Annotated in this window: 11 protein-coding genes; 5 read left to right on the forward strand and 6 right to left on the reverse strand. The window is 59.3% G+C overall.

Going from position 1 to position 15549, the window contains the following annotated elements; all coding sequences use genetic code 11:
- Together BT199_RS25095 and BT199_RS25100 are read left to right on the forward strand one after the other, a co-directional pair.
- On the forward strand, positions 1–3222 hold a 3222-nt coding region (locus BT199_RS25095; protein WP_072435665.1), incomplete at its 5' end, for an RNase A-like domain-containing protein.
- Positions 3219–3521: a contact-dependent growth inhibition system immunity protein gene (locus BT199_RS25100; RefSeq protein WP_072435666.1), complete on the forward strand. Its 303-nt coding sequence runs from the start codon at positions 3219–3221 to the stop codon at positions 3519–3521. The genes BT199_RS25095 and BT199_RS25100, both read left to right, overlap by 4 nt.
- A gap of 76 nt (positions 3522–3597) precedes the next feature.
- On the opposite strand, the gene hemB is transcribed toward BT199_RS25100, so the two are convergent.
- The 3 genes from hemB to BT199_RS25115 form a co-directional block, all read right to left on the reverse strand.
- Positions 3598–4572 carry a porphobilinogen synthase gene (gene hemB / locus BT199_RS25105; RefSeq protein ID WP_019817510.1) on the reverse strand — a complete coding sequence of 325 codons (975 nt, stop codon included), beginning with the start codon at positions 4570–4572 and terminating at the stop codon, positions 3598–3600.
- Positions 4573–4688: 116 nt separating this feature from the next.
- Complete coding sequence (locus BT199_RS25110) at positions 4689–5531, reverse strand: PhzF family phenazine biosynthesis protein (RefSeq protein ID WP_072435667.1); 843 nt, start codon at positions 5529–5531, stop codon at positions 4689–4691.
- A gap of 3 nt (positions 5532–5534) precedes the next feature.
- Positions 5535–6233, reverse strand: a complete 699-nt coding sequence (locus BT199_RS25115; RefSeq protein WP_032892475.1) for a glutathione S-transferase N-terminal domain-containing protein — start codon at positions 6231–6233, stop codon at positions 5535–5537.
- 250 nt (positions 6234–6483) lie between these two features.
- Here BT199_RS25115 and BT199_RS25120 point away from each other — a divergent pair, with 250 nt between their 5' ends.
- The 3 genes from BT199_RS25120 (at position 6484) to BT199_RS25130 (ending at position 12547) form a co-directional block, all read left to right on the forward strand.
- Positions 6484–7185 carry a histidine phosphatase family protein gene (locus tag BT199_RS25120; RefSeq protein WP_072435668.1) on the forward strand — a complete coding sequence of 234 codons (702 nt, stop codon included), beginning with the start codon at positions 6484–6486 and terminating at the stop codon, positions 7183–7185.
- Positions 7186–7243: 58 nt separating this feature from the next.
- Positions 7244–8299, forward strand: coding sequence for a permease (locus BT199_RS25125; protein ID WP_072435669.1), 1056 nt, complete (start codon positions 7244–7246; stop codon positions 8297–8299).
- A gap of 138 nt (positions 8300–8437) precedes the next feature.
- On the forward strand, positions 8438–12547 hold the full coding sequence (locus BT199_RS25130) for a leucine-rich repeat domain-containing protein (protein ID WP_072435670.1): 4110 nt from the start codon (positions 8438–8440) through the stop codon (positions 12545–12547).
- On the opposite strand, the gene mnmH is transcribed toward BT199_RS25130, so the two are convergent.
- From mnmH to BT199_RS25145, 3 genes are all read right to left on the reverse strand, one after another.
- Positions 12544–13650 carry a tRNA 2-selenouridine(34) synthase MnmH gene (gene mnmH, locus BT199_RS25135; RefSeq protein ID WP_072435671.1) on the reverse strand — a complete coding sequence of 369 codons (1107 nt, stop codon included), beginning with the start codon at positions 13648–13650 and terminating at the stop codon, positions 12544–12546. The genes BT199_RS25130 and mnmH overlap by 4 nt on opposite strands.
- Complete coding sequence (gene selD / locus BT199_RS25140; protein ID WP_072435672.1) at positions 13650–14684, reverse strand: selenide, water dikinase SelD; 1035 nt, start codon at positions 14682–14684, stop codon at positions 13650–13652. The genes mnmH and selD overlap by 1 nt, the downstream gene beginning before the upstream one ends.
- Positions 14685–14777: 93 nt before the next feature.
- On the reverse strand, positions 14778–15527 hold the full coding sequence (locus BT199_RS25145) for a TerC family protein (protein ID WP_014717958.1): 750 nt from the start codon (positions 15525–15527) through the stop codon (positions 14778–14780).
- Between the last annotated feature and the right edge of the window lie 22 nt (positions 15528–15549).

Here is a 15549-nt window from a genome sequence, read left to right on the forward strand (position 1 = left end):
CGCCATACGCAGTTTCCATTGCCCAGCGACTCTCGACCCGCAATCACCAATAGCCTGGCGGAAGCGGCGATCTATTTGGGTTCGGCGCCTGACGAGTTGGTGCTGGCCCAAGCGTCACGGTTCTATCACTTTCGCGACGGTGTACTGACTGCGATCAGCGATGCGTATGACAACCGTCTACGCATTTGCCGTGATCGTTCCGGGCGGATTGAGCGGCTGGATAACGGCGCGGGTCGCTCGTTGCTGTTGCGTTATGAGCTGGATCGCATCGTTGCGGTGGACTACCAAGTACATCGTGCCAAAGGGCGAGAGCCCTACGTGTGGGAGACCGAGCAGAACCTTGTTTCCTACGCCTATGACGAACATGGACGACTGGTTTGCGCGACCAATGCTGTCGGTGAAAGCGAGCGTTATCGGTACGACGATCAGCACGTCATTCTTGAGCGCCAACTGGCCGGTGGCGCGAGTTTCTTCTGGGAATGGGAACGCGCGGGCAAGGCGGCGCGCTGCGTCCGGCATTGGGCAAGTTTTTCGCAGATGGACACGCGTTACGCCTGGGGGGATGACGGGCGTGTCACGGTGCATAACGCCGATGGTAGCCAGGAGGTGTATGTCCATGATCAGCGGGCGCGGCTGGTACAGAGGATTGATCCGGATGGTGCCACGCATTTCAAATCCTACGACGACAAGGGCCGGCTGACCGTCGAGCAAGACCCGATGGGCGCGGTGACGGCCTATCAGTACGACGATGCCGGACGCTTGGTGGCGCTGTTTCCGGGGGAGGATGAGCCGACATCCTACGAGCATGACAATGGGTTCGTACGAGTTGTGCGCCGTGGTGAGGCGGTCTGGAAATATGAGCGTAATGAGCAAGGCGATGTAACGCGTAGGGCCGATCCCGATGGTGAGGTTACTGACTACAGCTACAACAAACAGGGACAACTGACCGGTGTTTGGTATCCCGACAGCAGTTGCCATCGGCTGGTGTGGAACGAGCGTGGGCAGTTGCTTGAAGAGCAATTGCCCAACGGCGGGATCAAGCGTTATCGCTATGACGATCTAGGCCGGCAGATTGCGCGTGAGGATGAGCATGGGGCTCAAACTCAATATCAATGGGATGCCGTCGGGCGTCTGCTAAAGCTGATCGAGCCCGGTGGTGGTTGTAGGGAATTCAGCTACAACCCCTACGGCAAAATCATCGCCGAACGCGACGAACTGGGCCACGTCACCCGCTACGAATACGCCGACGGCCTGCACCTGATCAGCCGCCGGCTCAACGCCGACGGCACCCAAGTCAAGTACCGCTACGACAACGCCCGGCTGCTGCTCACCGAGATCGAAAACGAAGCCGGCGAAACCTACCAACTCGACTATCACCCCAACGGCCTGATCCGCCAGGAAACCGGCTTCGACGGCCAGCGCACCGCCTATGCCTACGACCTCAACGGCAACCTGCTGGAAAAGACCGAATACGGCGACGATGGCAGTCAGCTAATCACCCGTTACGAGCGCGACCACGCCGGGCGCCTCGTAAGAAAAACCCTGCCCGACAGCGCCGTTGTCGACTATGCCTACGACCGCCAAGGCAACCTCCTCAGCGTCGAGGACGGCCACTGGGCGTTGGCCTACGAATACGACCGCCAAAACCGCCTCACCGCCGAACACCAGGGATGGGGCACCCTGCGCTACGGCTACGACGCTTGCGGCCAGCTGAAAAACCTGTGCCTGCCAGACAACAACCGCGTCACCTTCAACCACGACAAAGGCGGCCACCTCGCCACGGTCGAACTCAACGGTGAAGTACTCACCTCACATCTGTTCAAGAGCGGCCGCGAACACCAGCGCCAGCAAGGCCAACTGCTCAGCCACTACCACTACGATGACCAACACCGCCTGCACGCCCACGCGGTGACCCAACAGCAAAACCACCTCTACCAACGCCAATACGACTACGACAAAGCCGGCAACCTCACCCGCCTGCTCGACACCCGCAAAGGCGAACACCGCTACCACTACGACCCCCTCGCCCGCCTGACCCGCGCCGACCACTCCCAAGACGTACAGGAACGCTTCGGCCACAACCCCGCTGGCAACCTGCTGATGCAAGACCGCCCCGGCCCGGACATCGTTGCGGCCAACCGCCTGATGATCCAGGGCGACCGTCATTACGACTACGACGCCTTCGGCAACCTCATCCGCGAACGACGCGGCAAGGGCCAGCAACTTGTCACTGAGTACCGCTACGACTGCCAGCATCGGTTAGTCGGGGTTACAACGCCCAACGGCCAAACCGCCAGCTATCGCTATGACCCATTTGGACGCCGCATCAGCAAAACCGTGGACGACAAAACCACCGAGTTTTTCTGGCAAGGCGACAAGCTGATTGCCGAACACCATGCAGAGCGCCATCGCAGCTACCTCTACGAACCCGGCAGCTTCCGCCCATTGGCACTATTGGACGGTTTCGGCCCAAAAGAAACCAAGCCCTACCACTACCAACTCGACCACCTCGGCACCCCGCAGGAACTGACCAACCCCGAGGGCGAAATCGTCTGGTCCGCCCACTACCGCGCCTACGGCCAGATCGCCCGGCTCGACGTAGGCAACATCGAAAACCCGCTGCGGTTTCAAGGGCAGTATTTCGATCAGGAAAGCGGCCTGCACTACAACCGCCATCGCTACTACAATCCGGATATTGGTCGTTACCTGACGCCGGACCCGGTGAAGTTGGCGGGGGGGATCAATGGGTACCGGTATGTGCCCAATCCGACAGGTTGGGTAGACCCGCTGGGACTTAGCTGTAAAAAAACAAGCTGCCCTGAAGGGCCGTATAGCGTAATCGTTCCAGGAGGAGGTTTAGCCGCACATGAGGCGGCAGGAGGACATCTAATGCAAAAGCATGTCGGTAGAACTGATCAACAGCTGCTGGACCGCTTGAGACAGGAACCACATATCCCGGCAGCCTCTACGTTTCATGATCGCGCAACAGCTGAACTCGCCGTTTCAAAGGTATTGGATAACAATCAAGACAAAATCAAAGACTTCCTAGAAGGAAACAACCAGCAGATAGTCATCACTCAACTATCCCCAGAGCCAATCGGCACAAGTTTCAAAAAGAACACTACGACACCTGTACCCGGAAAAGAAATTTACTTAATTATTCGCAGAGACCAAAAAATGCATACTGGATATCGAATTCACACAGGGTTTCCAAACCCATGAATAAAGACTACCCCGAGCTGCAGCAATTTCTTGCTGGATACTTCAATCAAGATTGGGTTGATGATCACAAAAGCGCAAACGACGTAATTGATTTTTTTATTTCGGAGTCGCCTGAAGATACGATAAAAATAGTGCTATCAGAGCTAGAAAAACTAATATCAGCCAAAAAAACAGAGCAAGATCTTCAAGACTTTTTACTCTCTGATATCGGCTGTTATTACTATTACCCTAATGAATGGAGTGATGGGCAAACGTGGTTAAACCATGTTGCCTTAACATTAAAAAACGCCATTAAATAATTTCCTGGCCGAGATACGGGGCTGCTAGGCAGCCCCACGCGAGCAAGCTCGCTCGCCACCGGTGTACTCAGCTCCTTTAGATCCCCGCCACCGCCAAATCCATCGCAAAATACGTAAATATCAAATCCGCCCCCGCCCGCTTGATCGACCCCAACGTCTCGCGCACCACTCGATCCTCATCAATCGCCCCGGCCTGTGCGCCGAACTTGATCATCGCGTACTCACCGCTCACCTGGTACGCCGCCACCGGCAGGCGCGAGGCTTCGCGGATGTCGCGGATGATGTCGAGGTAGGCACCGGCAGGCTTGACCATCAGCGCGTCGGCGCCTTCCTGTTCGTCCAGCAGCGATTCGCGCACGGCTTCGCGGCGGTTCATCGGGTTCATCTGGTAGCTTTTGCGGTCGCCCTTGAGCGCGCTGCCGCCGGCTTCTCGGAAGGGGCCGTAGAGGGCCGAGGCGAATTTGGTGGAGTAGGCCATGATCGGGATGTGGGTGAAGCCGGCGTCATCCAGCGCGCGGCGGATGGCCTGGACCTGGCCGTCCATCGCCGCTGACGGGGCGATCACGTCGGCGCCGGCGCGGGCGGCGGCCACGGCTTGTTTGCCGAGGTTGACCAGGGTCGCGTCGTTGTCGACATGGGCACCGTGCATCACGCCGCAGTGGCCGTGGTCGGTGTATTCGCAGAAGCAGGTGTCGGACATCACGATCATTTCCGGCACGGCGTCCTTGATGATCGAAGACATGCGCGAAACCAGGCCGCGTTCTTTCCACGTGTCGCTGCCGCTGGCGTCGAGGTGGTGGGACACACCGAAGGTCATCACCGACTTGATGCCAGCGCGGGCGTAACGCTCGATCTCACCGGCGAGTTTTTTCTCAGGAATGCGCAACACACCCGGCATGCTGGTGATGGGCACGAAGTCGTCGATTTCTTCTTCGACGAAAATCGGCAGTACCAAGTCGTTGAGGGTGAATTCGCTTTCCTGGAACAGGCCACGCAATTCCGGGGAGCGGCGCAGGCGACGTGGACGGGCTTGGGGGAACTGGCTGGTCATGGCAATCCTGAAAAATGGCTGAACACTTTGGGGCGAAAGCTTATGCCCCCAAGTCCCGGCAACACAAATGCCGAGGGGCCAATAGTGTATTGCCGGGTGCGTAACAATTCATTGATCTAAAGCTGTAGACGCCCTTCGATGCACAACGCTACGGCGCCGCCCACCCAGATTTCATCGCCCTGGCGCTCGATATGAATACGCCCCGCTCGCCCAATCGCCGTGCCTTGGCTGACCACGTAACGGCTGGGCGCCAGGCCCTCGGCGAGCAGCCATTGGGCCGCGCCGGCATTCAAGCTGCCGGTGGCCGGGTCTTCGGCGGCGCCATCGCCAGCGACAAAAGCGCGCACTTCAAAGTGCGCGTCCACCGCATCACGCGTCGGATCACAGGGGGCGATCACCCCTACGGCCAGACCCAGCAGTTGCGCATAGTCCGGTTGCAACGCAAGCACCGCGTCACGATCAGCCAGCATCACCGCCAGCCAACCCGCACCATTGTCGACCCACTGGCTGCGCACAATCGCCTCGGGCGCCAGCTTCAAAGCCAGGCGCACGCGCTCCAGCAACGGCGCCTCCACGGGCCCTGCACGCAACAATGGCGGCGCGATAAACGCCAGTTGGTCACCCTGGCGACGAATACGCACCAAGCCGATTTCGCACTCCTGGATAATCTCCTCCCCACGTGGCACGCCGCCAGCCTGCAACCAGGCGTGGCAACTGCCCAAGGTCGGATGCCCGGCGAACGGCAGCTCTTTGAGGGTGGTGAAGATTCTTACCCGATAGTCAGCACGTGGGTCGCGCGGCGTCAGTAAAAACGTGGTTTCGCTGAGGTTGGTCCAATTGGCAAAGTCCGCCATCTGCTGGTCGGTGAAGCTATCGGCCCCCAGCACCACGGCCAAGGGGTTGCCTTTGAGCGGCACGCTGCTGAATACATCCAGTTGTTGAAAATCGAAAGTCGGCATGCTTCAGCTCGGGATGTTCAGGCCACGGATCACCGCCGGACGTGCAACAAAGCCATCCAATGCGCGCAGTACGTTAGGGAAATCGGTGATGCCTACCAGATCACCGGACTCGTAGAACCCGATCAGGTTGCGAACCCACGGAAAGGTCGCAATGTCGGCGATGCTGTACTCGTCGCCCATGATCCAGGTGCGGCCCAACAGGCGCTTTTCCAGCACGCCCAGCAAGCGCCGCGATTCGGCGGCGTAGCGATCACGCGGACGCTTGTCTTCATACGCCTTGCCGGCGAATTTATTGAAGAACCCCAGTTGGCCAAACATCGGGCCAATGCCGCCCATCTGGAACATCAACCATTGCAGGGTTTCATAGCGGGTGGCCGGGTCTTCGGAGAGCAACTGGCTGGTCTTTTCCGCCAGGTAAATGAGGATCGCGCCGGATTCGAACAGCGCCAGCGGCTGGCCACTCGGGCCGTTGGGGTCGATGATCGCAGGGATCTTGTTGTTGGGGTTCAGGGACAGGAACTCGGGAGACAATTGGTCCTGGGTGTCGAAGCTGACCTTGTGCGCCTCATAAGGCAGGCCCAGTTCTTCGAGCATGATCGACACCTTGACGCCGTTGGGCGTGGGTAGCGAATACAGCTGCAGGCGTTCTGGGTGCTGGGCGGGCCATTTGCTATTGATCGGGAAAGCGGCGAGTGCGTTCATCGAGAACCCCCTGGTCGGAAAGCCCCATCATAGTCATCTGCCTGCCGTCGTGCATGGGTCATCGTTGCGCAACATTTGCCGGCTAGTATCCCGCGGGGGCGAACCAAAGCGCCCGAATGCACTCTTAAGAGCGCCCGAAGAATGAATGGAGGCTGCTTGCTATATCGACAGGGAACACCGCAGGACGCTGATGCGTCACTGGGGCCGGGCTTGTCCGCCTTAACCCGACGCACGAAGACTCGAACCTATCATGAAGATCAAGCCTCTGCGCCTTGTGCAACAATTCAAACGTTATTCATACATGATGTTGCCGCTGCTGCTGGTCAGCGCGGCCATCGTCACCGCTCTTGACGCCCGTGAAAGCCGTGCCCAACCCGTGGACGGCGTGCAAACCCTGGTATTCCTGCGCCATGGCGAAAAACCGGCCGGTGGCCTGGGCCAACTCAATTGCCAGGGCCTGAACCGCGCCATGAACCTGGCGACCCTGTTGCCGGAAAAGTTCGGCAAAGCCAACTATGTGTTCGCTGCCAACCCGACGCGCAACGTCGAGGAAGGCGAACTGGATAACTCCTACAGCTATATTCGCCCACTGATCACCATCAGCCCCAGCGCGATCAAGCTCGGCCTGCCGGTGAATATCGAGTTTTCAGCGAATGACACCAGTGCCCTGGCCGAAGAACTGGTCGAGGACAAGTACCGCAACGCGACCATCTACACGGCCTGGTCCCACGGTTACTTGCCGGAACTGATCAACAAAGTCGCCAGCGAAGCCGCCGGCGAAAAACACACCATTACCGATGATTGGTCTGGAAATGACTACGACTCCCTGTACGTGCTGACATTGACCTGGCACAACGGCAAAGCTTCGCTGCTCAGCCGCAACTACAAGCAAGGGCTGAATAACGGCGGGGAAAACTGCCCGGACCCGACCCAGGTCAGCGCAGATATCTGAAGCTTGGGCCGCAGGGGCGTATGATGCCGGGCTATCGACTCACCTGCGGATCCTCTCCATGTCCAACCTCGCTTCCACCCAGCCCAACCGCGGCTGGGCATTCTGGTGCAAACCTGCGCTGTTTCTCCTGGTGGCCTGCATCGGCCTCTACTATGTGAAGTGGTCGCCCTACTACCTCAAGGTGTTTGTAGCGGCCGACAACCACAGCATTGGCGCCTCGATTCTCAATGACCAGCAAAGCTCGCCCCTGGCGGCGGCGCTAGCCTATGCCCAGGTGTATTTCCTGGCCATCTGGAAAGCCGCCGTACTGGCAGTGATCCTCGGTTCATTGCTGCAGGTATTGATCCCTCGCGACTGGCTGCTGCGCCTGTTTGGCCGCGCCGGGCTGGGCTCGACCCTGCGCGGTGGGCTGTTCGCCCTGCCGGGGATGATGTGCAGCTGCTGCGCGGCCCCGGTGGCGGCGGGCATGCGCCGCCAGCAGGTGTCGGTCGGCGCGGCGCTGGCGTTCTGGATTGCCAACCCGGTATTGAACCCGGCCACACTGGTGTTCATGGGCTTTGTGCTGGGCTGGGGTTTCACCGCGCTGCGGCTGGTGGCGGGGATTGTGCTGGTGGTGGGCGTGTCCCTGGTGGCACAGCGTATTGCGCGCCCGGACCATGTGCCGGAAGCCGCGCTGGAGGCCGTTGCCGACGTCAGCACGGTGGAGTCGCAGCCGTTCCTGAGCCGCTGGTTACGCACGCTGTGGCAGCTGTTCTGGAGCACTATCCCGGTGTATATCCTGGCGGTGCTGATCCTCGGCGCGGCGCGGGTGTGGCTGTTCCCTCATGTGGACGGGGCGATGGCCGACAGCCTGGTGTGGCTGGTGCCGCTGGCGATTGTGGGCACGCTGTTCGTGATTCCGACAGCGGCAGAGATTCCCATCGTACAAACCATGATGACCCTGGGCATGGGCACCGGCCCGGCCGTCGCCTTGCTGATGACCCTGCCGAGCGTGAGCCTGCCGTCACTGCTGATGCTGCGCAAGGATTTCGATGCGCGGGTGCTGGTGACGGTAGCCGGGTTGACCATGTTGATGGGCGTCGTATGTGGCTTGATCGGGGCCGTTATCCTTTAACTGTTCACGTAAAACCGAGCGCCGCGTCCTGCTGCATTTGACGCGGCCTCCTATTTCCAGTCACCTGGATTTCCGATCCTCTTCCCTGTGCGCCAGCGGTATTGTCGAGCCTCCTATTCCGCAGACGGAACTGCTCATATGACAAACACCGCCCCCCATCAAAGTAGCCGCGAAATATTGCACGACATTTTGCGCAAAGCCATGCCCTTGACCCCTTATGACCACGGCGCGCAAACGATCAGGGATAAATGGGGCGCCGACCTCGACCCCATGAGCGCCCAACTGGTCACGCTTGACTACGACTACCATGGCCACCCACCGATTGATGGCGTGCACCAGGGACGAATTCGCTTCCAGCATTCACTGGTACAAGCGCTGCTCAGCGACTATCAAGCCGTGGCCGATGATCGTTTTGGCGAAACCGCCTTTGGCCTCTACACACCGCCGCGAGTCGGACCGGCCATTAAAATTGTCGAACATGTTGACGAGTTTGCCTATCAAGGCAGCGGCAACCATACCGCCTACGAAGGCATCTACCGCTGTGTCGACCCGCAAACCTACGGACCTGAAACACAAATTGATATCACGCCTGCCAGCTTCAAGAAATGGGTATGGCAACTCGACTACAAAGATATCTACAACGACTACCTGGACAAAACCCTGCCCAGTGACGAAACCATCACAGCCCATGCACCCTATGCATTGCGCACATCGGTAAAGACCGCTTTTGTCATGACAGCTTTTTTGCAAAAGCGCGAGTCCAGCTTGTCCCTCGACGGGTTGAAACTCGCGCTGTCGGCAGCAGGCCTTGGCGAAGGCCAGATCGAATTCGGCTTCATCAACAATGCCCAACTTGAGCAGCGCACCTGTCCCATGGCGCATGTGCAAGCCTCACGCCTGATGATCTATCGCTATACCGCCCGAGACATATGGGTATTTCGTCACCGTACCAGCGGGCGGGTGTTGATGTACATTCCAGGCAATTCATCCCCGCTGCATGAGTTTTCCGATCTCAAAGCAATGCGCACCTGGGTCGTGCAGCAAGGCAAAGACAGCGCCTGCAAGAAAGCGTTGGCCAGCCATTTTGCCAAGGATGATCGTTTGGACGGCACTTATCATGCCGGTGTGTTCACGGCGTTGGAGGCCATGGTCGAATACCCGAAGATGCATCGACTGGGTCGTGAAGCCGGTTTTTTCAACAACGATGGCTATTGGAACCCGGATGATTACATCAGTCTGGACACTGTACCCAATGCGCTTGATCCCTTTGTCGAATTGGTCAAGGTGCTCAAGGAAGACAACCTCAATACCGCGCAGGAAGCGATCCGCGATGATGCCGACGTCAACCGTGCCAACCTGAGCGCCGCGGTCGAGACGGCGGTGAGCTGGATCAACCGCTGGGGTGCCCTGGCTATATTTTTCCCCGGCGGCGAAGGGTTCCTGGCGCTTGCCGGCTTGATCGAGGCCGGCTACGGACTGAACGAGATCGCCAGCGCCGACACCCACGCCGAACAGGCTAAGGGCCTGACCCGTGTAGTGTTCGGCTTGCTCAACGCGCTGCCTTTGATCGTGAAGGCAGGTACGGCGCTGGCCCGCGATGTCGATGCGGCAGCGCAGGCGGTCAAAGTGCCGGAAAGTGAAACCCCGGGCGCGCCCGAGCCGGTGCCTGAATCGCTGCCGGCACTGCCGGTGAAGCCCCCATCCGGCATCCCGTTGCAGCCACCGGGCACCGAAGGACTCGAGTTGACGCAGTGGACCCGCCCGCAGTTGATGCGGGGTTTCGGCGACGCAGTTGAAGGCTTGTCCGATGAAACGCTGGAGCAGATCCGTCAGGTCAGCGATGTCTCGGATGATCACCTGCGTTATCTGCATGCCGAGGGCCTGGCGCCGCAGGGGATACTGGCGGACACGATTGTACGCTTCAAGTTGGACAGCGAGGTGGAACTTGCGCTGCATCAAAAGGGGGGAGCTGTTGCCCTGAGCGAACGCATCGCATTATTCGATCGGCGTTATCTGGAGGTCGTCAAACCCGACAGCGAACTGCTCCAGAGCCTGAGTCATGAGTTCCCGTCCTTGCCCAAGGCGGTACTCGAAGAGATGTTGGCCCGGGAAAACCTGAGCCCTCACAGTGAGCTGACACTAGGCCAGATGAAACAACTGTTTCAGCGTTTTGAACCGCATGTGCACGGCTATGAGCAAAGCCTGCGCATGGCTCGCGCCTACGAGGGCTTGTTTCTCGGCTCGGTACGCAGTACCGACAGCGATACGTTGCTGCTGCACAGCTTCAGACGCATGCCTGGCTGGCCGAAGGACGTTTCGATTGTCGTGCGTGACGGCTCGCCCACCGGGGCTGTGCTGGACCGGGTCGGTGCCACGTCACTGCCCAAGCAGCGGTTGGTGGTCAAAATCGGCAATCAATTCCAGGGGTACAACGAACTCCGGCAGCCGACTCACGCCTCGGATGATTTCGCCGATATGCTTGTGCATACCATGACCGAGGACGAGCTGAGGGCCATGAACCTGCACCTTGACCGGGGACTTGAGCATTTCAGGTTCAAAGTCCGTCGCAGCCTGTTGAACCGCGCCGACTTCACCAGCGTGCTTCAGCGCCAATCGCTCAGAAGCGCGTTTTTCGAGCCCGAGGATATCGGGTTGCGGGGAGGTGCCGGTGGTCAGCAGGCGCAGGTGCCGACGACAACCACTCGGGCCCAGGTCAAACGCTACTTTCCAGAGGCGACGGACCAACACGCGGATGACTTTATTGCGCGGTTTGGTGATACGCATGCGGCCGAGATCGAGCTGCAGCGTCTTCAGAGTGGTTATCCACAACTGGAACGGGAGGTTGGTGCCTGGGAGAAAAGCTATAAAGGCCCCGATGTCGCAGAGCGCAATCGGCGACTTGCAATCGGCGCCACCCTGCGTCGGCTGTACAAGTGGCAAGGCGAACCCGCAGAGAGAGTCTATCGCGATGGCCGACTGCTGGGTTTCAAGCTGAATATAAATCTGGGAACTCGCACCAATCAAACGGCTCCGCTTTTTTCGACGCGTCTCAATTCTGTTGTCTCCCTGAGATTGACGGGGCGCATTAACCGGCAGATGGAGGCTTTATTCACAAACTTTTCCCATATTGAACGGCTGGAAATGTCTTTGTCCGGACTCAGCAGACCGCCAGCAGCTCTGGAACTACTCACTGAGTTGAGAGCTCTGGACATGAGCAGGACCTCGCTCATCCTGAACTCAGTCGATACTGCAGTACTCGCAAAACTACCCCGTTTGCAAGAGCTGAACCTGGCACATTGCCGCCTGAAGGAGGCGCCGCCATTATACGGTTTGAAAAATTTGCGGGTACTGAATCTGAGTTACAACAACATCTCCATGGTTTCATACAGCTTCGGTGGAGTGTCTGAGATGACACATTTGGAGGTACTGGATCTGAGCTGGAACCGGAGGATGCTATATGCGCCTGACATTGGAAGTATGCCAGCGTTACGGGTATTGGACCTGACAGAAACCGGCCTCACACAGCCGCCTTCCGCGTTTGGCACTGCGCACGCGCCGCTGCAGCTGGAGATATTGAGACTAAGCGGTAATAACCTACGCGTTGCACCTTCGCTCAGAGGCATGACGGCCTTGCACGAAGTGGACCTTACCAATACGGGTATAGACAGATTCCCGGAGGGCATCACGTCAGAAATCCCCAGCACCCGCTTGATACTGCGTGACAATCATATTGCCTCGATCCCCGAATCCATCGAACTCAGAAAGGGTTTTGACCTGAGAGGCAACTCTATTAACGACCCGGTTTCCTTGCGGCGCCTGATTGCTGCACGCCGACAAACAGGCACCGATATCTGGCTGGGAGCGCCGAACAACGACAGGACGATAAACCTTTGGCTGCGAAATGTGCCGCAAGCGCAGATTCCTAACAAAAGTGCGCTTTGGCTTAGCTTTGCTAACGATTCTGCGAACCAGGTGCTGATGGAACAGATTCGAGCCCTGAGTCGTACGCCCGAATTCCTGGTCGAGCGTCAGCTGTTGCAGCGTCGGGTCTGGACGTTTCTTGAGAACTTCAATGAAGCCAGTGCTGGTGCGCGTGAGGAGATGAGAGCCATCGCAGACGCTGGTAATGCGAGCCCGCAGAGCCTCGCAGGGATGTTCGAGAGGCTGGAAACAATAATACGGGAGCATGACGCGGGGAGACAAAACCTGCCCATGTATCCGCTGCCCAAGCGCCCGAGACTCCATTAACAAGACTGCAAGGCGCTGCGCTCGCGCAAATACGCCACCACGGCGCCCTGCTCCCCTGCGAACTCGATTCGCGCCCCTTTGTTCTCGCGCTGAAACGCGTACATCGGGTCGTAATACTCGCGCAACAAGCCTTCGATCCACACGCGGTGCAGGTCCACTGCCCTGCTGCGGGCCTGTTCCGCCAGGGCGTTCTGCAAAATCGCCTGCAGCCGCTGGAAGCGCTCGCCGCCCAGGCGCTTATGGATATTGGCCAGGCTCTGGGTCAGACGTTCGGCAAACAATGCCTGGCCATGCTCACCAAATACCGCAATGAATTCGGCGCACAGGTCGACCACGTAGTCCTTCAGGATGCGCTCGACCCGGCCTTCGACGCTGTCTTCCAGCCACACCATCGGGAACGTCTGCATACCTTTGTGCAACGGCAGCGGCAGCGCGCAACTGCCGATCATGCGGCTCTCATCCTCGACCACGAACTGTTCGATACCCGCCACGCGCTTCTTCAGCAGGTCGACCGCGAGCCGGTTTTCGAAATCGATAGTGGACGGTTGCGCCGTGGCGCGCTTGCCGAAGCTGGAGCCGCGATGGTTGGCGTGCCCTTCCAGGTCCAGGGCGTTGCTTAACTGGCCGAGCACTTCGGTCTTGCCGGTGCCGGTCATGCCGCCGAGCAAGACGAAATCACATTGGGCGGTGGCCTGCTCGAGCGTGTCCAGCAGGAAGGTGCGCATGGCCTTGTAGCCACCGCCGACGCGGGGGTATTCGATACCCGCTTCGGTTTTCAACCATTGCTGCACGATTTGCGAGCGTAGCCCGCCGCGAAAGCAGTAAAGGTAGCCCTCCGGATTAGCCTGGGCAAACTGCGCCCACTGCTCGATACGTTCAGCCTTGATCGCCCCCGACACCAACTGATGGCCAAGCACGATTGCAGCCTGCTGGCCCTGCTGCTTGTAGCAGGTGCCCACTCGCTGACGCTCGTCGTCGGTCATCAACGGCAGGTTGACCACGCCGGGAAACGCGCCCTTGGTGAATTCGACCGGCGCGCGGGTGTCCATCATCGGCCGGTCGTTGAGGAAGATATCGCGGTAATCGGTGATGTCAGTCGCCATCAAATCACCTCTACCGCGTGGGTCTGCCGCTCCAGCAGTTCGCCGATCGGCTCAAGGGCCAGCCCCAGTTCAGCGGCCACCGCGTTGAACTCGGCGTCGCCTTCGGGCGTGACGGCGATCAACAGGCCACCGCTGGTTTGCGGATCGCACAGCACGCGCTTGTGCAGCTCCTGTACACGCCCGAGCTTGCTGGCGTAGCTGTCGAAGTTGCGCAAGGTGCCACCGGGTACGCAGCCCAGGTCCAGGTAGTACTCAACGCCCGGCAGGCGTGGGACTTTTGCATATTCGATGCGGGCCGTGAGACCACTGCCGTCGGCCATTTCCACCAAGTGCCCGAGCAGGCCGAAACCGGTGACATCGGTCATCGCCGTGACACCGGCCAATTTGCCGAAGCGGCTGCCAGGCTTGTTCAGCGTGCACATCCAGTCGCGGGCCAGGCCGATATCCGCTTCGCGCAACTTGCCCTTCTTTTCCGCAGTGGTAAGGATGCCGATGCCCAAGGGTTTGGTCAGGTACAGCTTGCACCCGGCGGTGGCAGTGTCGTTGCGCTTCATGTGGCGCTTTTGCACGATGCCGGTCACGGCTAGGCCGAAGATGGGTTCCGGCGCGTCGATGGAGTGCCCACCCGCCAGCGCAATGCCCGCAGCGTCGCATACCGCACGGCCACCGCGGATCACTTCGCGGGCGATCTCCGGCGCCAGTACATTCACCGGCCAGCCAAGAATGGCAATAGCCATCAACGGGTCGCCGCCCATGGCGTAGATATCGCTGATGGCATTGGTGGCCGCAATGCGGCCGAAGTCGAAGGGGTCGTCGACAATCGGCATGAAAAAGTCCGTGGTGGACACCACGCCGCGCTCGTCGTCGATGGCGTATACCGCCGCATCGTCGCGGGAGGCATTGCCCACCCACAGGTTGGGGTCGAGGTTCTGTGCACCGCTGCCCGCAAGGATCACTTCCAGGACCTGGGGCGAAATCTTGCAACCGCAACCCGCACCGTGGCTGTACTGGGTAAGGCGAATCGGCTCGTTCATGGGGGACCTCAAGCTATCAAGTGGGCCGATTCTAGCAGACAGCAAAAGGCCGGCTGGGCTCTTGTGAGCACAGCCGGCCTGTTTGTTCAGCGGTTACTGGCGCGCAGCGAGCAAACGTGCGTGCCGGTTACGCCGGGCGATGTTCAAGCATTCGATCGCCGCCGAGAAGGCCATGGCCGCATACACGTAGCCTTTTGGCACGTGGGCGCCGAAGCCTTCGGCGATCAGCGTCATGCCGATCATGATCAAGAAGCCCAGGGCCAGCATCACCACGGTCGGGTTGTCGTTGATGAACTTGGCCAACGGTTCAGCGGCCACCAGCATCACGATCACCGAGACCACCACGGCAATGATCATGATCGGCAAGTGCTCGGTCATGCCCACGGCGGTGATGATGCTGTCGATGGAGAACACCAGGTCGAGCATCAGGATCTGGCCGATGGCGGCAGCAAAGCCGATGGTCACGGTATTGCTGACGGTTGCCTTCTCTTCAGGCTCCGGGTCCATGCTGTGATGGATCTCGGTGGTTGCCTTCCACACCAGGAACAGGCCGCCGGCGATCAGGATCATGTCCTTCCACGAGAACGCCTGGCCGAATACTTCGAACACCGGTGTCGTCAATTGCACGATGAACGCGATGGTGCTCAACAGGCCCAGGCGCAATATCAACGCCATGCTGATACCAATGCGCCGCGCCTTGGCCCGGTGCTTCTCCGGCAGTTTATTGGTAAGGATCGAGATAAAGATCAGGTTATCGATGCCCAGCACGATTTCCATGACGATCAAGGTAGCCAGTGCGACCCAGGCGGTGGGGCTGGCGGCCAGTTGTAAAAGGTAATCCATAGGTCAGTCCTGACGTGGTAGT

Source organism: Pseudomonas sp. NFR02, from assembly GCF_900119375.1.
GTDB classification, from domain to species: Bacteria; Pseudomonadota; Gammaproteobacteria; order Pseudomonadales; family Pseudomonadaceae; genus Aquipseudomonas; species Aquipseudomonas paracarnis.